Genomic DNA, 17,460 nt, shown 5'->3' with positions numbered 1-17,460 from the left:
ATGGATAACCTCAGCATTTTTCGCTGTGCGTTTTAACGTTCGCGGAATTTAGTGCTCAGATATTCACCATTCCGCAAGAAAATTTACCCGATCTGAATAAAAGTTAATCACTGGATGTTGCAGAATATGAAGATATTTGTGCTGCAACATGGCGAGTAGCATAAATTTCCCTGCTGAAAACGAGCCCCGAAGGTTTTTTTAATCTTTGTTTGCGGTTTCTCACACTCCGCGTAAATCCCCGCCACCTGTATTGACGTTTTCACATTCTGTTGACAGATTGTAGGGCATGAGGGGCATTTCAGGGAGGATCTGCGCTGCAACTCAAACGCTCTTCTGAAAGGATTCTCCATCCCTTTAACGCCTACGGGCACCACCGACCAGACCGGGTAAAAAATAAATAAAGGTCAGGCGGCGTAACACAACAAAGCAAAACATCACATTGGAGCAGAATAATGAGTATTTCCTTGAAGAAGTCAGGGATGCTGAAGCTTGGTCTGAGCCTGGTGGCTATGACCGTTGCAGCAAGTGTTCAGGCAAAAACCCTGGTTTACTGTTCTGAAGGCTCGCCGGAAGGCTTTAACCCACAGCTCTTTACCTCTGGTACGACCTACGACGCTAGCTCTGTACCTATCTATAACCGTCTGGTTGAATTCAAAACCGGTACTACGGAAGTGATTCCGGGTCTGGCTGAGAAGTGGGACGTCAGCGAAGACGGTAAGACCTATACCTTCCACCTGCGTCAGGGCGTGAAGTGGCAGGACAGCAAAGAGTTCAAACCTACGCGCGATTTCAACGCCGACGACGTGGTGTTCTCCTTCGACCGTCAGAAAAATGCCCAGAACCCGTACCACAAAGTGTCCGGCGGCAGCTATGAATACTTCGAAGGCATGGGTCTGCCTGACCTGATTGCTGAAGTGAAAAAAGTGGACGACAAAACCGTTCAGTTCGTGCTGACGCGTCCGGAAGCGCCATTCCTGGCCGACCTGGCAATGGACTTCGCCTCTATTCTCTCTAAAGAGTATGCGGACAACATGCTGAAGGCCGGTACGCCTGAGAAAGTGGATCTGAATCCTATCGGGACCGGTCCGTTCCAGCTGCTGCAGTACCAGAAAGACTCCCGTATTCTGTACAAAGCCTTCCCGGGCTACTGGGGCACCAAGCCGCAGATCGACCGTCTGGTCTTCTCCATCACGCCTGATGCTTCTGTGCGCTACGCAAAACTGCAGAAAAACGAATGTCAGGTTATGCCGTACCCGAACCCGGCTGACATTGCGCGCATGAAGCAGGACAAAAACATCAACCTGCTGGAGCAGGCGGGCCTGAACGTGGGTTATCTCTCCTTTAATACCGAGAAGAAACCGTTTGATGACGTGAAAGTCCGTCAGGCGCTGACCTACGCGGTAAACAAAGAAGCGATCATCAAAGCCGTTTATCAGGGCGCTGGCGTTGCCGCGAAGAACCTGATCCCACCAACCATGTGGGGCTATAACGACGACATCAAGGACTACACCTACGATCCTGAGAAAGCGAAAGCGCTGCTGAAAGAAGCGGGCCAGGATAAAGGCTTTACCGTTGAGCTGTGGGCAATGCCTGTTCAGCGTCCGTACAACCCGAACGCGCGCCGCATGGCGGAAATGGTTCAGGCTGACTGGGCGAAGATCGGCGTTCAGGCCAAGATCGTGACCTACGAGTGGGGCGAATACCTCAAGCGTGCCAAAGCGGGCGAGCACCAGGCGGTGATGATGGGCTGGACCGGCGACAATGGGGATCCGGATAACTTCTTCGCGACGCTGTTCAGCTGTGCGGCAGCGAAAGACGGTTCCAACTACTCTCGCTGGTGCTACAAGCCGTTTGAAGATCTGATCCAGCCAGCCCGCGCGACCGACGATCACAACAAACGTATTGAACTGTACAAACAAGCGCAGGTTGTTATGCACGATCAGGCTCCGGCGCTGATTGTTGCTCACTCCACCGTGTACGAGCCAGTGCGTAAAGAAGTGAAGGGCTACGTGGTTGATCCACTGGGCAAACACCACTTCGAAAACGTGTCTGTTGAATAACTAAAAGCGTAAGGGGTGCAGTCGCATCCCATGCCCGGCGGCGCTGCGCTTGCACGGGCCTACGAGTGTAGGCCGGGTAAGCGTAGCGCCACCCGGCAGTAGTGCTTTATTTCCTCTCTGAAGGGGAGGGAATAAGATTTGTGAGCAATACAGACGTCGCGCCGTTGGGCGTGCGTCATCAGAGAGAATCCGGGTTATGTTGCAGTTCATCCTCCGACGTCTGGGACTTGTCATCCCCACGTTTATCGGTATCACCCTTCTCACTTTTGCCTTCGTCCATATGATCCCCGGCGACCCGGTGATGATTATGGCGGGCGAGCGTGGTATTTCCCCTGAACGTCATGCCCAACTGCTGGCGGAACTCGGCCTTGATAAGCCGATGTGGCAGCAGTACCTCCATTACATCTGGGGCGTTCTGCACGGCGATTTAGGGATTTCATTGAAAAGCCGTCTTCCGGTGTGGGACGAGTTCGTGCCGCGGTTTAAAGCGACGCTGGAACTGGGTATCTGCGCCATGATTTTTGCAACCGCGGTGGGTATCCCCGTTGGCGTACTGGCTGCCGTTAAGCGCGGTTCAATTTTCGATCATACGGCCGTTGGCCTCGCGCTGACCGGCTACTCCATGCCTATCTTCTGGTGGGGCATGATGCTGATTATGCTGGTGTCGGTGCAGTGGAACCTGACGCCGGTGTCCGGGCGCGTCAGCGATATGGTCTTCCTTGACGATACCAACCCGTTGACCGGCTTCATGCTGATCGATACGGCTATCTGGGGCGAGGAGGGCAACTTCATTGATGCCGTGGCGCATATGATCCTGCCTGCAATGGTGCTGGGCACCATTCCTCTGGCGGTCATCGTGCGTATGACCCGTTCCTCGATGCTGGAAGTGCTGGGCGAAGACTACATCCGTACCGCGCGTGCTAAAGGGCTGACCCGTATGCGCGTAATCATCGTTCACGCCCTGCGTAACGCGATGCTGCCGGTGGTTACCGTTATCGGCCTGCAGGTGGGAACACTGCTGGCAGGGGCGATCCTGACGGAAACCATCTTCTCCTGGCCGGGGCTGGGACGCTGGCTGATTGATGCATTGCAACGCCGTGACTATCCGGTGGTGCAGGGCGGTGTGCTGCTGGTTGCGACGATGATTATTCTCGTCAACCTGCTGGTCGATCTGCTGTACGGCGTGGTGAACCCGCGTATTCGACATAAGAAGTAAGGGGCCATCATGTCACAAGTAACTCAAAATAAAGTGGTCGCGGCGCCGGTTCCTATGACCCCGCTGCAGGAGTTCTGGCACTATTTCAAGCGCAACAAAGGCGCGGTTATCGGGCTGGTCTATGTCACCATCATGATCCTGATTGCAGTGTTTGCGAACGTGCTTTCACCGTATAACCCGGCGGATCAGTTCCGCGATGCGCTGCTCGCGCCACCTGCCTGGCAGGACGGCGGCAGCCTGACGCACCTGCTGGGGACCGATGACGTGGGCCGAGACGTGCTGTCCCGCCTGATGTACGGCGCGCGCCTGTCGCTGCTGGTCGGCTGTCTGGTGGTGGTGCTGTCGCTGATCATGGGCGTGGTTCTCGGTCTGATTGCTGGCTACTTCGGCGGTATCGTAGATAACATCATCATGCGCATCGTCGATATCATGCTGGCGCTGCCAAGCCTGCTGCTGGCTCTGGTGCTGGTGGCGGTCTTTGGGCCGTCGATAGGTAACGCCGCCCTGGCGCTGACCTTCGTGGCCCTTCCGCACTATGTCCGATTAACCCGCGCGGCCGTTCTGGTTGAAGTGAACCGCGACTATGTGACCGCTTCTCGCGTGGCGGGAGCAGGCGCCATGCGCCAGATGTTCGTCAACATTCTTCCTAACTGCCTTGCACCGCTGATTGTTCAGGCGTCGCTTGGTTTCTCTAACGCCATTCTTGATATGGCCGCTCTTGGCTTCCTTGGCATGGGTGCGCAGCCGCCAACACCGGAGTGGGGCACCATGCTCTCCGACGTGTTGCAGTTCGCACAAAGCGCCTGGTGGGTCGTCACCTTCCCGGGTCTGGCGATTCTGCTGACGGTGCTGGCATTTAACCTGATGGGTGATGGTCTGCGTGATGCACTTGATCCCAAACTGAAGCAGTAAGAGGCACGAGATGGCGTTATTAACTATAGATAAATTATCGGTGCACTTCGGAGACGAAGGCACACCGTTTCGCGCCGTGGACCGCATCAGCTACAGCGTAAATCAGGGCGAAGTGGTCGGCATTGTTGGGGAATCTGGCTCCGGTAAATCGGTGAGTTCACTGGCGATCATGGGCTTGATTGACTATCCCGGTCGCGTGATGGCAGAAAGCCTGACCTTTAACGGCCAGGATCTGAAGCGCATCTCCGAAAAAGAGCGTCGCCAGCTGGTGGGCGCTGAAGTGGCGATGATCTTCCAGGACCCGATGACCAGCCTCAACCCCTGCTACACCGTTGGCTACCAGATTATGGAAGCCATTAAGGTGCACCAGGGCGGCAATAAGAAAACGCGTCGTCAGCGGGCTATCGACCTGCTGACGCAGGTGGGAATACCTGACCCGGCATCGCGTCTGGACGTTTATCCGCACCAGCTCTCCGGCGGGATGAGCCAGCGCGTAATGATCGCCATGGCGATTGCCTGTCGGCCAAAGCTGCTGATTGCCGATGAGCCGACCACCGCGCTGGACGTAACGATTCAGGCGCAAATCATCGAACTTCTGCTGGAGCTACAGCAGAAAGAGAACATGGCGCTGGTGCTAATTACGCACGACCTGGCGCTGGTGGCTGAAGCAGCCCATAAAATTATCGTGATGTACGCAGGGCAGGTTGTGGAAACCGGCAATTCGCACGATATCTTCCGCGCGCCGCGTCACCCGTATACCCAGGCGCTGTTGCGCGCGCTGCCAGAGTTTGCTCAGGATAAAGCGCGTCTGGCCTCGCTGCCGGGCGTGGTGCCGGGCAAATATGACCGTCCGCAAGGCTGCCTGCTTAACCCACGCTGCCCGTATGCGACGGACAAATGCCGTGTCGATGAGCCAGAGCTGAATACGCTGGCTGACGGCCGCCAGTCGAAATGTCACTACCCACTCGATGATGCCGGGAGGCCAACACTATGAGTACGCAACAGGCCGCCACGCAACACATGCTGTTGCAGGCCATCGACCTGAAAAAACATTACCCGGTCAAAAAGGGGATGTTTGCCCCTGAGCGTCTGGTGAAAGCGCTGGATGGCGTATCCTTTACCCTCGAGCGCGGTAAAACGCTGGCGGTGGTGGGGGAGTCGGGCTGCGGTAAGTCTACCCTGGGTCGTCTGCTGACGATGATCGAAACGCCGACCGGCGGTGAGCTTTATTATCAGGGTCAGGATCTGCTCAAACACGATCCGCAGGCGCAGAAACTGCGTCGCCAGAAAATCCAGATCGTCTTCCAGAACCCGTACGGTTCTCTGAACCCGCGGAAAAAAGTGGGGCAGATTCTGGAAGAGCCGCTGCAGATCAACGCTAATCTGAGCAAAGAGCAGCGTCGTGAAAAAGCGCTGGCGATGATGGCGAAGGTGGGTCTCAAAACCGAACATTACGATCGTTACCCGCACATGTTCTCCGGCGGCCAGCGTCAACGTATCGCCATTGCCCGTGGTCTGATGCTTGACCCGGACGTGGTGATTGCCGACGAACCGGTTTCAGCGCTCGACGTTTCCGTGCGCGCGCAGGTGCTGAACCTGATGATGGATCTGCAGCAGGATCTGGGGCTGTCGTACGTATTTATCTCGCACGATCTCTCCGTGGTGGAGCACATTGCTGACGAAGTGATGGTGATGTATCTCGGGCGCTGCGTGGAGAAGGGGACCAAAGACCAGATCTTTACGAATCCTCGTCACCCGTACACCCAGGCGCTGCTATCGGCTACCCCGCGTCTGAACCCGGATGACCGTCGCGAGCGCATTAAGCTCACCGGCGAACTGCCAAGCCCGCTGAATCCGCCGCCGGGGTGTGCGTTCAACGCCCGCTGCCGTCGCCGCTTTGGTCCCTGCACACAGTTGCAGCCGCAGCTGAAGGATTATGGTGGACAACTGGTGGCCTGCTTCGCGGTCGATCAGGATGAAAACGGCGAGAAGCCGCAGGCGTAAACAAAAAAACCGGCACTGAGCCGGTTTTTTTATGCCTGAAAGATTACTTCCGCAACCGGATCTGGTCGACAGCGTGTTTCTCACTCTTGGTGAGGATCAGGCTGGCGCGCTCGCGCGTTGGCAGGATGTTCTCTTTGAGGTTCACATAGTTGATCTCATTCCACAGCCCCGTCGCGACCTTAATAGCCTCTTCTTTGGAGAGCTGCGCGTAGTTATGGAAGTAAGAATCAGGATCGGTGAACGCCCCCTCACGGAACTTCAGGAAGCGGTTGATATACCAGCTTTGCAGCAAATCTTCCGGCGCATCGACATAGATAGAGAAATCCACGAAGTCGGAAACGAATACGTGATGCGGGTCGTGAGGATAATCCATTCCGCTTTGCAGCACGTTTAACCCTTCGAGGATCAGGATATCCGGCTGCACCACCGTTTTGTCGCCGTCCGGGATGCGGTCGTAGATTAAATGCGAATAGACCGGTGCGGTCACGTTTGGCGCGCCCGATTTCAGATCAGAGACGAATTTCACCAGCCGGTGCATATCATAGGAGAGCGGGAAGCCTTTCTTCTTCATCAGACCGCGCTCTTTTAACACCTCATTCGGGTGCAGGAAGCCGTCGGTGGTGATCAGCTCCACGCTGCGGTGTTCCGGCCAGCGGCTCAGCAGCGCCTGCAATACGCGCGCTGTGGTGCTTTTACCCACCGCCACGCTGCCCGCAATGCTGATGATATAAGGGATGCGTTGGCCATTGGTTCCAAGGAACTGCTCCAGCACCGCCTGACGGCGCAGGTTGGAGCTTATATAGAAGTTAAGCAAGCGAGAGAGGGGAAGATAGATCTCTGCCACCTCTTCCAGGGAGAGATCTTCGTTTATCCCTTTTAACCGTGCGATTTCGCCTTCCGTCAGCGTCATAGGGACGGAGTCACGCAGGGCAGCCCACTGGCTGCGGTTAAACTGAAGATAAGGCGTCATTAACGTTTGCTCTTTTTTGCTCATAAGCATGTTTCTGTGAACCGCCACAGACCGGCGCGTAACGGCTCATCACATAGTTAATTTTGGACAATGGGCAGGAGGTTAACACCAGATGACAGGAATAATAAGAAAAAATATGGGAAAGCGGTGCGTTACGCGGGAGTCGTCACGCCAGAGTAACGCAGGGTAAAACGGGGGTTTTCGCTGATTTTTTGTTCGCGAGTGAATGATTTTACAGCACTCGACGCTACTTTCGAATAAAATGTGAGCGAAAGAACGTTTTATGCAATTTTTTAGTTGCATGACTGCGCAGGTCTCCATAGAATGCGCGCTACTTGATGCCGACTTAGCTCAGTAGGTAGAGCAACTGACTTGTAATCAGTAGGTCACCAGTTCGATTCCGGTAGTCGGCACCATCAAGTCCGGTGGGGTTCCCGAGCGGCCAAAGGGAGCAGACTGTAAATCTGCCGTCACAGACTTCGAAGGTTCGAATCCTTCCCCCACCACCACTTTCTGGCAGCGAATATGCCGCCGGAGCTGGTTGGAAAAATTGACCAGCTCGAACTTAAAAAGAGAGAAATCTCTTTTTTTGTTACAGAAAGAACTGGGTAGCCGAGTTTCAGGATGCGGGCATCGTATAATGGCTATTACCTCAGCCTTCCAAGCTGATGATGCGGGTTCGATTCCCGCTGCCCGCTCCAATACGTGCTGATATGGCTCAGTTGGTAGAGCGCACCCTTGGTAAGGGTGAGGTCCCCAGTTCGACTCTGGGTATCAGCACCACTTCACTTCTCCTCCCTTTTCTCTCTGTTTCAATGTAAATGTATTCAACAGTTCAGGCATTTCGCCTGGTTGATGTGGTGATATCACCGATTTATCCGTGTCTTAGAGGGACAATCGATGTCTAAAGAAAAGTTTGAACGTACAAAACCGCACGTTAACGTCGGTACTATCGGCCACGTTGACCATGGTAAAACAACGCTGACCGCTGCAATCACTACCGTACTGGCTAAGACCTACGGCGGTGCTGCTCGCGCATTCGACCAGATCGATAACGCACCAGAAGAAAAAGCTCGTGGTATCACCATCAACACGTCCCACGTTGAATATGACACCCCGACTCGCCACTACGCACACGTAGACTGCCCAGGCCACGCCGACTATGTTAAAAACATGATCACCGGTGCTGCGCAGATGGACGGCGCGATCCTGGTTGTTGCTGCGACTGACGGCCCAATGCCTCAGACTCGTGAGCACATCCTGCTGGGTCGTCAGGTAGGCGTTCCTTACATCATCGTGTTCCTGAACAAGTGCGACATGGTTGATGACGAAGAGCTGCTGGAACTGGTAGAGATGGAAGTTCGTGAACTGCTGTCTCAGTACGATTTCCCAGGCGACGACACCCCAATCGTTCGTGGTTCCGCGCTGAAAGCGCTGGAAGGCGAAGCAGAGTGGGAAGCAAAAATCATCGAACTGGCTGGCTTCCTGGATTCTTACATCCCAGAACCAGAGCGTGCGATTGACAAGCCATTCCTGCTGCCAATCGAAGACGTATTCTCCATCTCCGGTCGTGGTACCGTTGTTACCGGTCGTGTAGAGCGCGGTATCATCAAAGTTGGTGAAGAAGTTGAAATCGTTGGTATCAAAGATACTGCGAAATCTACCTGTACTGGCGTTGAAATGTTCCGCAAACTGCTGGACGAAGGCCGTGCTGGTGAGAACGTTGGTGTTCTGCTGCGTGGTATCAAACGCGAAGAAATCGAACGTGGTCAGGTTCTGGCGAAGCCAGGCTCAATCAAGCCACACACCAAGTTCGAATCTGAAGTGTACATCCTGTCCAAAGACGAAGGCGGCCGTCATACTCCGTTCTTCAAAGGCTACCGTCCACAGTTCTACTTCCGTACAACTGACGTGACCGGTACCATCGAACTGCCAGAAGGCGTAGAGATGGTAATGCCAGGCGACAACATCAAGATGGTTGTGACGCTGATCCACCCAATCGCGATGGACGACGGTCTGCGTTTCGCAATCCGTGAAGGCGGCCGTACCGTTGGCGCGGGCGTTGTTGCTAAAGTTCTCGGCTAATTGCTGATAACATTTGACGCAATGCGCAATAAAAGGGCATCATTTGATGCCCTTTTTGCACGCTTTCACATCAGAACCTGGCTCATCAGTGATTATTTTTGTCATAATCATTGCTGAGACAGGCTCTGCAGAGGGCGTATAATCCGAAAAGCGAATATGCGTTTCGATTTGGTTTGCCTCGCGATCGCGGGGTGAAAATGTTTGTAGAATACTTCTGACAGGTTGGTTTATGAGTGCGAATACCGAAGCTCAAGGAAGCGGGCGCGGCCTGGAAGCGATGAAATGGGTAGTTGTTGCCGTGCTGCTTCTCGTAGCGATTGTTGGCAACTATCTTTATCGTGACATGATGCTGCCGCTCCGCGCGCTTGCAGTGGTAATTCTGATTGCTGCAGCGGGTGGTGTCGCGCTGTTGACAACGAAAGGCAAAGCGACCGTTGCTTTTGCTCGCGAAGCGCGTACTGAAGTCCGCAAGGTAATTTGGCCGACTCGCCAGGAAACATTGCACACCACGCTGATCGTAGCGGCGGTTACCGCTGTAATGTCACTGATCCTGTGGGGACTGGATGGTATTCTGGTTCGCCTGGTATCCTTTATCACTGGCCTGAGGTTCTGAGATGTCTGAAGCCCCTAAAAAGCGCTGGTACGTCGTTCAGGCGTTTTCCGGTTTTGAAGGCCGCGTAGCAACGTCGCTGCGTGAGCATATCAAATTACACAACATGGAAGAGTTATTTGGCGAAGTTATGGTTCCAACCGAAGAAGTGGTTGAGATCCGTGGCGGCCAACGTCGCAAAAGCGAGCGTAAATTCTTCCCGGGTTACGTGCTGGTTCAGATGGTTATGAACGACGCGAGCTGGCACCTGGTGCGCAGCGTACCGCGCGTGATGGGCTTTATCGGCGGCACGTCCGACCGTCCGGCGCCAATCAGCGATAAAGAAGTTGATGCGATTATGAACCGCCTGCAGCAGGTTGGTGATAAGCCGCGTCCTAAAACGCTGTTTGAACCGGGTGAAATGGTTCGTGTTAACGACGGTCCGTTTGCTGACTTTAACGGCGTAGTTGAAGAAGTGGACTACGAGAAGTCCCGCCTGAAAGTTTCTGTGTCTATCTTTGGTCGTGCGACCCCGGTAGAGCTGGACTTTGCCCAGGTAGAAAAAGCCTAAGCAGCGATCAAAAAAGCGGCGATTTAATCGTTGCACAGGGCGCGAGATTGGAATACAATTTCGCGCCTTTTGTTTTTATGGGCCTGGCCCGTAAAACGATTTTTATTCACGGGGAGCCTCCTTGAGGCGCTATTACCCAATCAGAGGATTTTAGAATGGCTAAGAAAGTACAAGCCTACGTCAAGCTGCAGGTTGCAGCTGGTATGGCGAACCCAAGTCCACCAGTTGGTCCAGCTCTGGGTCAGCAGGGTGTGAACATCATGGAATTCTGTAAAGCGTTCAACGCCAAAACCGAATCCCTGGAAAAAGGTCTGCCAATTCCAGTCGTAATCACTGTTTACGCTGACCGTTCTTTCACTTTCGTTACCAAAACCCCTCCAGCAGCAGTTCTGCTGAAGAAAGCAGCGGGCATCAAGTCTGGTTCCGGTAAGCCGAACAAAGACAAAGTCGGTAAAATTTCCCGCGCTCAGCTGCAGGAAATCGCGCAGACCAAAGCTGCCGACATGACTGGTTCCGACATTGAAGCGATGACTCGCTCCATTGAAGGTACTGCACGTTCCATGGGCCTGGTAGTGGAGGACTAAGAAATGGCTAAACTGACCAAGCGCATGTCCGTGATCCGTGACAAAGTTGATGCGACCAAACAGTACGACATCAACGAAGCTATCGCTCTGCTGAAAGAACTGGCTACTGCTAAGTTCGTTGAAAGCGTTGACGTTGCCGTTAACCTGGGCATCGACGCTCGTAAATCCGATCAGAACGTTCGTGGCGCAACTGTACTGCCACACGGTACTGGCCGTTCCGTTCGCGTAGCTGTATTTGCTCAGGGTGCAAACGCTGAAGCTGCTAAAGCTGCCGGCGCTGAACTGGTAGGTATGGAAGATCTGGCTGATCAGATCAAGAAAGGCGAAATGAACTTTGACGTTGTTATTGCTTCTCCAGATGCAATGCGCGTTGTTGGCCAGCTGGGCCAGGTTCTGGGTCCACGCGGCCTGATGCCAAACCCGAAAGTTGGTACTGTAACCCCTAACGTTGCTGAAGCGGTTAAGAACGCTAAAGCAGGTCAGGTTCGTTATCGTAACGACAAAAACGGCATCATCCACACCACCATCGGTAAAGTGGACTTTGACGCTGACAAACTGAAAGAAAACCTGGAATCTCTGCTGGTTGCGCTGAAAAAAGCAAAACCAACTCAGGCGAAAGGCGTGTACATCAAGAAAGTTAGCATCTCCACCACCATGGGTGCAGGTGTTGCAGTTGACCAGGCTGGCCTGAGCGCTGCTGCAAACTAATGCCTTTACGTGGGCGGTGATTTTGTCTACAATCTTACCCCCACGTATTCTGCTTAATGCAGACGTATGTCCGAGATATTCAGGCTGTGGCAAGGCGACAACTGAGTGAATCGCCAGGAGCATAGTTAACTATGTGGCCGGTGTGAACGAAGGCAGTCAACGCCGCCGCAGGTTGAATAGCGATGGATAGACAAGATTTGTTCGTTGGAGCCTGGCCTATCCAGGCCTCCGTCGAAGACCGCAGGTGTTTCGCAAGAAACTTAATCCCCTGCGTAGACGGTGACAGAACGCTAAGATTATTTTTTGAATACTCTGGCTTGTTTCTGCTCACCGTATTAAGACGCTCTTTCCGTTTGGGAGAGTGAAGTGAGTTCCGGAACATGAGTTCCGGCAAACATCCAGGAGCAAAGCTAATGGCTTTAAATCTTCAAGACAAACAAGCGATTGTTGCTGAAGTCAGCGAAGTAGCCAAAGGCGCGCTGTCTGCAGTAGTTGCGGATTCCCGTGGCGTTACTGTAGACAAAATGACTGAACTGCGTAAAGCAGGTCGTGAAGCTGGCGTATACATGCGTGTTGTTCGTAACACCCTGCTGCGTCGCGTCGTTGAAGGTACTCAGTTCGAGTGCCTGAAAGACACGTTTGTTGGTCCGACCCTGATTGCATACTCTATGGAACACCCGGGCGCTGCTGCTCGTCTGTTCAAAGAGTTCGCGAAAGCGAATGCAAAATTTGAGGTCAAAGCTGCAGCCTTTGAAGGTGAGTTGATCCCGGCATCGCAAATCGATCGCCTGGCAACCCTGCCGACCTACGAAGAAGCAATTGCACGCCTGATGGCAACCATGAAAGAAGCTTCGGCTGGCAAACTGGTTCGCACTCTGGCTGCTGTTCGCGATGCGAAAGAAGCTGCTTAATAGCAGTTATCTTTATAAAGCATTTGCTTACGTATAAACTTATTCTGATTTTCAGGAACAATTTAAATGTCTATCACTAAAGATCAAATCATTGAAGCAGTTGCAGCTATGTCCGTAATGGACGTTGTAGAACTGATTTCTGCAATGGAAGAAAAATTCGGTGTTTCCGCTGCTGCTGCTGTAGCTGTAGCTGCTGGCCCGGCTGAAGCTGCTGAAGAAAAAACTGAATTCGACGTAATTCTGAAAGCTGCAGGCGCTAACAAAGTTGCTGTTATCAAAGCAGTACGTGGCGCAACTGGCCTGGGTCTGAAAGAAGCTAAAGACCTGGTAGAATCTGCTCCAGCTGCGCTGAAAGAAGGCGTGAGCAAAGATGACGCAGAAGCACTGAAAAAATCTCTGGAAGAAGCTGGCGCTGAAGTTGAAGTTAAATAAGCCAACTTTTCTGGTTGCAGCCTAAGTCATTAGGCTGATGGCTGGTGACTTTTTAGTCACCAGCCTTTTTGCGCTGTAAGGCATCAGCAGCATTTCACACTGTTTGACTGCTGGTTGTCCTGACAATGCATGTTTCTATCGACGACTTAATATATTGCGACAGGGTGCTCGCTCTGTGTAAATCGCGACGAAATGATTTAAGCGTGATAGCAACAGGTATTGCGGAAAGTATTCAATTTTCCGGTCCACAAAATGGTGTTGCACAAACTGTCCCTTCGTCGGACAGATGCGTCGACTTGTCAGCGAGCTGAGGAACCCTATGGTTTACTCCTATACCGAGAAAAAACGTATTCGTAAGGATTTTGGTAAACGTCCACAAGTTCTGGACATACCTTATCTCCTTTCTATCCAGCTTGACTCGTTCCAGAAGTTTATCGAGCAAGATCCTGAAGGGCAGTACGGCCTGGAAGCAGCCTTCCGCTCCGTGTTCCCAATTCAGAGCTACAGCGGTAATTCCGAGCTGCAGTACGTCAGCTATCGCCTTGGCGAACCGGTGTTTGACGTTCAGGAATGTCAGATCCGTGGCGTGACCTATTCCGCACCGCTGCGCGTAAAACTGCGTCTGGTGATCTACGAGCGCGAAGCGCCGGAAGGCACCGTAAAAGACATTAAAGAACAAGAAGTCTACATGGGTGAAATTCCACTCATGACGGACAACGGTACTTTCGTTATCAACGGTACTGAGCGTGTTATCGTTTCCCAGCTGCACCGTAGCCCGGGCGTCTTCTTCGACAGCGATAAAGGTAAAACACACTCTTCCGGTAAAGTACTGTATAACGCACGCATCATCCCTTACCGTGGTTCATGGCTGGACTTTGAGTTCGATCCGAAAGACAACCTGTTTGTCCGTATCGACCGTCGTCGTAAACTGCCTGCAACCATCATCCTGCGTGCGCTGCAATATACGACTGAACAGATCCTGGACCTGTTCTTCGAGAAAGTGATCTTTGAAATCCGCGACAACAAGCTGCAGATGGAGCTGGTGCCGGAACGTCTGCGTGGTGAGACCGCGTCGTTCGACATCGAAGCCGACGGCAAAGTGTATGTGGAAAAAGGTCGCCGTATTACTGCGCGCCATATTCGTCAGCTGGAAAAAGATGATATCAAACTCATCGAAGTACCGGTTGAATACATTGCAGGAAAAGTATCCGCGAAAGATTACGTTGACGAGTCAACTGGCGAGCTGATCTGCCCGGCTAACATGGAGCTGAGCCTGGATCTGCTGGCTAAGCTGAGCCAGTCTGGTCACAAGCGTATCGAAACGCTGTTCACCAACGATCTGGACCACGGTGCGTATATCTCTGAGACCATTCGCGTCGACCCAACGACCGATCGTCTGAGCGCGCTGGTAGAAATTTACCGCATGATGCGCCCTGGTGAGCCACCAACGCGTGAAGCAGCTGAAAGCCTGTTTGAGAACCTGTTCTTCTCCGAAGACCGCTACGATCTGTCTGCGGTAGGTCGTATGAAGTTCAACCGTTCTCTGCTGCGTGACGAAATCGAAGGTTCCGGAATCCTGAGCAAAGACGACATCATCGAAGTGATGAAGAAGCTCATCGATATCCGTAACGGCAAAGGCGAAGTGGATGATATCGACCACCTCGGCAACCGTCGTATCCGTTCCGTAGGCGAAATGGCGGAAAACCAGTTCCGTGTTGGCCTGGTACGTGTAGAGCGTGCGGTGAAAGAGCGTCTGTCTCTGGGCGATCTGGATACCCTGATGCCTCAGGATATGATCAACGCCAAGCCGATTTCCGCAGCCGTGAAAGAGTTCTTCGGTTCCAGCCAGCTGTCTCAGTTTATGGACCAGAACAACCCGCTGTCTGAGATTACGCACAAGCGTCGTATCTCTGCACTCGGCCCAGGCGGTCTGACCCGTGAACGTGCAGGCTTCGAAGTTCGAGACGTACACCCGACGCACTACGGTCGCGTATGTCCAATCGAAACGCCTGAAGGTCCAAACATCGGTCTGATCAACTCCCTGTCCGTGTACGCACAGACTAACGAATACGGTTTCCTCGAGACTCCGTACCGTAAAGTGACTGACGGTGTTGTAACCGACGAAATTCATTACCTGTCTGCTATCGAAGAAGGCAACTACGTTATCGCTCAGGCGAACTCCAACCTGGATGACGAAGGCCACTTTGTAGAAGATCTCGTTACCTGTCGTAGCAAAGGCGAATCCAGCCTGTTCAGCCGTGACCAAGTTGACTACATGGACGTTTCCACCCAGCAGGTGGTCTCCGTCGGTGCGTCCCTGATCCCGTTCCTGGAACACGATGACGCCAACCGTGCATTGATGGGTGCGAACATGCAACGTCAGGCCGTTCCAACGCTGCGCGCTGATAAGCCGCTGGTTGGTACCGGTATGGAACGTGCTGTTGCCGTTGACTCCGGTGTAACTGCGGTTGCTAAACGTGGCGGTACCGTACAGTACGTGGATGCTTCCCGTATCGTTATCAAAGTTAACGAAGACGAGATGTACCCGGGCGAAGCAGGTATCGACATTTATAACCTGACCAAATACACCCGTTCTAACCAGAACACCTGTATCAACCAGATGCCATGCGTGTCTCTGGGTGAGCCAGTTGAGCGCGGCGACGTGCTGGCAGACGGTCCGTCCACCGACCTCGGTGAACTGGCGCTCGGTCAGAACATGCGCGTAGCGTTCATGCCGTGGAACGGTTACAACTTCGAAGACTCCATCCTCGTCTCCGAGCGTGTGGTTCAGGAAGATCGTTTCACCACCATCCACATTCAGGAACTGGCGTGTGTGTCCCGTGACACCAAGCTGGGGCCAGAAGAGATCACCGCTGACATCCCTAACGTGGGTGAAGCTGCGCTCTCCAAGCTGGATGAGTCCGGTATTGTTTACATCGGTGCGGAAGTGACCGGCGGCGACATTCTGGTTGGTAAGGTTACGCCAAAAGGTGAAACCCAGCTGACGCCAGAAGAAAAACTGCTGCGTGCAATCTTCGGTGAGAAAGCGTCTGACGTTAAAGACTCTTCTCTGCGCGTACCAAACGGTGTATCCGGTACGGTTATCGACGTTCAGGTCTTCACTCGTGATGGCGTTGAAAAAGATAAACGTGCGCTGGAAATCGAAGAGATGCAGCTCAAGCAGGCGAAAAAAGACCTGTCTGAAGAACTGCAGATCCTCGAAGCAGGTCTGTTCAGCCGTATCTATGCGGTACTCGTTGCCGGTGGTATCGAAGCTGAGAAGCTCGACAAACTGCCACGCGATCGCTGGCTGGAACTGGGCCTGACCGACGAAGAGAAACAGAATCAGCTGGAACAGCTGGCTGAGCAGTATGACGAACTGAAACACGAGTTCGAGAAAAAACTCGAAGCGAAACGCCGCAAAATCACTCAGGGCGACGATCTGGCACCAGGCGTGCTGAAGATTGTTAAGGTGTATCTGGCCGTTAAACGTCAGATCCAGCCTGGTGATAAGATGGCAGGTCGTCACGGTAACAAGGGTGTTATTTCTAAGATCAACCCGATCGAAGATATGCCGCACGATGCTAACGGTACGCCGGTAGATATCGTACTGAACCCGCTGGGCGTACCGTCTCGTATGAACATCGGCCAGATTCTGGAAACCCACCTTGGTATGGCTGCAAAAGGTATCGGCGACAAGATCAACGCCATGCTGAAGCAGCAGGAAGAAGTCGCGAAACTGCGCGAATTCATCCAGCGTGCCTACGATCTGGGTACCGACGTTCGTCAGAAAGTCGACCTGAATACCTTCAGCGATGACGAAGTGCTGCGTCTGGCAGAGAACCTGCGCAAAGGTATGCCGATTGCAACGCCGGTATTCGACGGTGCAAAAGAAGCTGAAATCAAAGAGCTGCTGCAACTGGGTGGTCTGCCAACGTCTGGTCAGATTACGCTGTTTGACGGCCGTACCGGTGAACAGTTCGAGCGTCCGGTAACCGTAGGTTACATGTACATGCTGAAACTGAACCACCTGGTCGACGACAAGATGCACGCTCGTTCTACCGGTTCTTACAGCCTGGTTACTCAGCAGCCGCTGGGTGGTAAGGCACAGTTCGGTGGTCAGCGCTTCGGGGAGATGGAAGTGTGGGCGCTGGAAGCATACGGCGCAGCATACACCCTGCAGGAAATGCTTACCGTTAAGTCTGATGACGTGAACGGTCGTACCAAGATGTATAAAAACATCGTGGACGGCAACCATCAGATGGAGCCGGGCATGCCAGAATCCTTCAACGTACTGTTGAAAGAGATTCGTTCGCTGGGTATCAACATCGAACTGGAAGACGAGTAATTCTCGCTCAAACAGGTCACTGGTGTCGGGTTAACCCCCGACACCAGATTGTGCTAACTCCGACGGGAGC

General features: G+C 53.2%; 14 protein-coding genes and 4 tRNA genes. 17 read left to right on the top strand and 1 reads right to left on the bottom strand.

Features of this window, described 5'->3' with window-relative positions; genetic code table 11:
• Window positions 1–452 precede the first annotated feature (452 nt).
• The 5 genes from dppA to dppF all read left to right on the top strand — a co-directional run bounded on the left by dppA (window position 453) and on the right by dppF (window position 6,192).
• Window positions 453–2,060: a dipeptide ABC transporter periplasmic-binding protein DppA gene (dppA, locus tag ACWKX3_RS13755; RefSeq protein ID WP_006177809.1), complete on the top strand. Its 1,608-nt coding sequence runs from the start codon at window positions 453–455 to the stop codon at window positions 2,058–2,060.
• Between the two features lie 196 nt (window positions 2,061–2,256).
• The gene (gene dppB / locus ACWKX3_RS13750) at window positions 2,257–3,276 is read left to right on the top strand and encodes a dipeptide ABC transporter permease DppB (RefSeq protein ID WP_006177810.1); all 1,020 of its coding nucleotides are present in this window, start codon (window positions 2,257–2,259) and stop codon (window positions 3,274–3,276) included.
• A 9-nt stretch (window positions 3,277–3,285) separates the two neighbouring features.
• Window positions 3,286–4,188, top strand: coding sequence for a dipeptide ABC transporter permease DppC (gene dppC / locus ACWKX3_RS13745; RefSeq protein WP_006177811.1), 903 nt, complete (start codon window positions 3,286–3,288; stop codon window positions 4,186–4,188).
• Between the two features lie 10 nt (window positions 4,189–4,198).
• Entirely contained in the window at window positions 4,199–5,182 is a 984-nt protein-coding gene (dppD, locus tag ACWKX3_RS13740) for a dipeptide ABC transporter ATP-binding protein (RefSeq protein ID WP_006177812.1), read from the top strand.
• On the top strand, window positions 5,179–6,192 hold the full coding sequence (dppF, locus tag ACWKX3_RS13735; protein WP_006177813.1) for a dipeptide ABC transporter ATP-binding subunit DppF: 1,014 nt from the start codon (window positions 5,179–5,181) through the stop codon (window positions 6,190–6,192). The genes dppD and dppF overlap by 4 nt, the downstream gene beginning before the upstream one ends.
• Window positions 6,193–6,235: 43 nt before the next feature.
• Here the strand turns inward: dppF and coaA are convergent, their stop codons facing one another.
• The gene (gene coaA, locus ACWKX3_RS13730; RefSeq protein WP_042321387.1) at window positions 6,236–7,186 is read right to left on the bottom strand and encodes a type I pantothenate kinase; all 951 of its coding nucleotides are present in this window, start codon (window positions 7,184–7,186) and stop codon (window positions 6,236–6,238) included.
• A 316-nt stretch (window positions 7,187–7,502) separates the two neighbouring features.
• On the opposite strand from coaA, the gene ACWKX3_RS13725 reads away from it, so the two are divergent.
• From ACWKX3_RS13725 to rpoB, 12 genes are all read left to right on the top strand, one after another.
• Window positions 7,503–7,578 (top strand) — tRNA-Thr (locus tag ACWKX3_RS13725).
• Window positions 7,579–7,586: 8 nt separating this feature from the next.
• A tRNA-Tyr gene (locus ACWKX3_RS13720) sits at window positions 7,587–7,671 on the top strand.
• 117 nt (window positions 7,672–7,788) lie between these two features.
• Window positions 7,789–7,863: transfer RNA gene (locus tag ACWKX3_RS13715), tRNA-Gly, on the top strand.
• Between the two features lie 6 nt (window positions 7,864–7,869).
• Window positions 7,870–7,945 (top strand) — tRNA-Thr (locus ACWKX3_RS13710).
• Window positions 7,946–8,062: 117 nt separating this feature from the next.
• A complete protein-coding gene (tuf, locus tag ACWKX3_RS13705) occupies window positions 8,063–9,247 on the top strand; it encodes an elongation factor Tu (RefSeq protein WP_058637001.1) in 1,185 nt (394 codons plus the stop codon).
• Between the two features lie 229 nt (window positions 9,248–9,476).
• Complete coding sequence (gene secE, locus ACWKX3_RS13700; protein ID WP_003033128.1) at window positions 9,477–9,860, top strand: preprotein translocase subunit SecE; 384 nt, start codon at window positions 9,477–9,479, stop codon at window positions 9,858–9,860.
• Window position 9,861: 1 nt separating this feature from the next.
• Entirely contained in the window at window positions 9,862–10,407 is a 546-nt protein-coding gene (gene nusG, locus ACWKX3_RS13695) for a transcription termination/antitermination protein NusG (protein ID WP_003862341.1), read from the top strand.
• Between the two features lie 155 nt (window positions 10,408–10,562).
• Window positions 10,563–10,991, top strand: coding sequence for a 50S ribosomal protein L11 (gene rplK / locus ACWKX3_RS13690; protein ID WP_004097640.1), 429 nt, complete (start codon window positions 10,563–10,565; stop codon window positions 10,989–10,991).
• 3 nt (window positions 10,992–10,994) lie between these two features.
• The gene (gene rplA / locus ACWKX3_RS13685; RefSeq protein WP_006176745.1) at window positions 10,995–11,699 is read left to right on the top strand and encodes a 50S ribosomal protein L1; all 705 of its coding nucleotides are present in this window, start codon (window positions 10,995–10,997) and stop codon (window positions 11,697–11,699) included.
• Between the two features lie 413 nt (window positions 11,700–12,112).
• Window positions 12,113–12,610: a 50S ribosomal protein L10 gene (rplJ, locus tag ACWKX3_RS13680; RefSeq protein ID WP_001207203.1), complete on the top strand. Its 498-nt coding sequence runs from the start codon at window positions 12,113–12,115 to the stop codon at window positions 12,608–12,610.
• A 66-nt stretch (window positions 12,611–12,676) separates the two neighbouring features.
• Window positions 12,677–13,042: a 50S ribosomal protein L7/L12 gene (gene rplL, locus ACWKX3_RS13675; protein WP_006176746.1), complete on the top strand. Its 366-nt coding sequence runs from the start codon at window positions 12,677–12,679 to the stop codon at window positions 13,040–13,042.
• Between the two features lie 319 nt (window positions 13,043–13,361).
• The gene (gene rpoB / locus ACWKX3_RS13670; protein ID WP_042320726.1) at window positions 13,362–17,390 is read left to right on the top strand and encodes a DNA-directed RNA polymerase subunit beta; all 4,029 of its coding nucleotides are present in this window, start codon (window positions 13,362–13,364) and stop codon (window positions 17,388–17,390) included.
• Window positions 17,391–17,460: the final 70 nt, after the last annotated feature.

It is taken from the genome of Enterobacter sp. UPMP2052, from assembly GCF_053709675.1.
Note: the sequence above shows the minus strand (reverse complement) of the source record. Positions and strands in the feature narration are given on the sequence as shown.

Bases quoted from the DNA above. Each gene is read 5' to 3' on its own strand.
- dppA (WP_006177809.1), top strand. From the start codon at position 453: ATGAGTATTTCCTTGAAGAAGTCAGGGATGCTGAAGCTTGGTCTGAGC.
- dppB (WP_006177810.1), top strand. From the start codon at position 2,257: ATGTTGCAGTTCATCCTCCGACGTCTGGGACTTGTCATCCCCACGTTT.
- dppC (WP_006177811.1), top strand. From the start codon at position 3,286: ATGTCACAAGTAACTCAAAATAAAGTGGTCGCGGCGCCGGTTCCTATG.
- dppD (WP_006177812.1), top strand. From the start codon at position 4,199: ATGGCGTTATTAACTATAGATAAATTATCGGTGCACTTCGGAGACGAA.
- dppF (WP_006177813.1), top strand. From the start codon at position 5,179: ATGAGTACGCAACAGGCCGCCACGCAACACATGCTGTTGCAGGCCATC.
- coaA (WP_042321387.1), bottom strand. From the start codon at position 7,186: ATGAGCAAAAAAGAGCAAACGTTAATGACGCCTTATCTTCAGTTTAAC.
- tuf (WP_058637001.1), top strand. From the start codon at position 8,063: ATGTCTAAAGAAAAGTTTGAACGTACAAAACCGCACGTTAACGTCGGT.
- secE (WP_003033128.1), top strand. From the start codon at position 9,477: ATGAGTGCGAATACCGAAGCTCAAGGAAGCGGGCGCGGCCTGGAAGCG.
- nusG (WP_003862341.1), top strand. From the start codon at position 9,862: ATGTCTGAAGCCCCTAAAAAGCGCTGGTACGTCGTTCAGGCGTTTTCC.
- rplK (WP_004097640.1), top strand. From the start codon at position 10,563: ATGGCTAAGAAAGTACAAGCCTACGTCAAGCTGCAGGTTGCAGCTGGT.
- rplA (WP_006176745.1), top strand. From the start codon at position 10,995: ATGGCTAAACTGACCAAGCGCATGTCCGTGATCCGTGACAAAGTTGAT.
- rplJ (WP_001207203.1), top strand. From the start codon at position 12,113: ATGGCTTTAAATCTTCAAGACAAACAAGCGATTGTTGCTGAAGTCAGC.
- rplL (WP_006176746.1), top strand. From the start codon at position 12,677: ATGTCTATCACTAAAGATCAAATCATTGAAGCAGTTGCAGCTATGTCC.
- rpoB (WP_042320726.1), top strand. From the start codon at position 13,362: ATGGTTTACTCCTATACCGAGAAAAAACGTATTCGTAAGGATTTTGGT.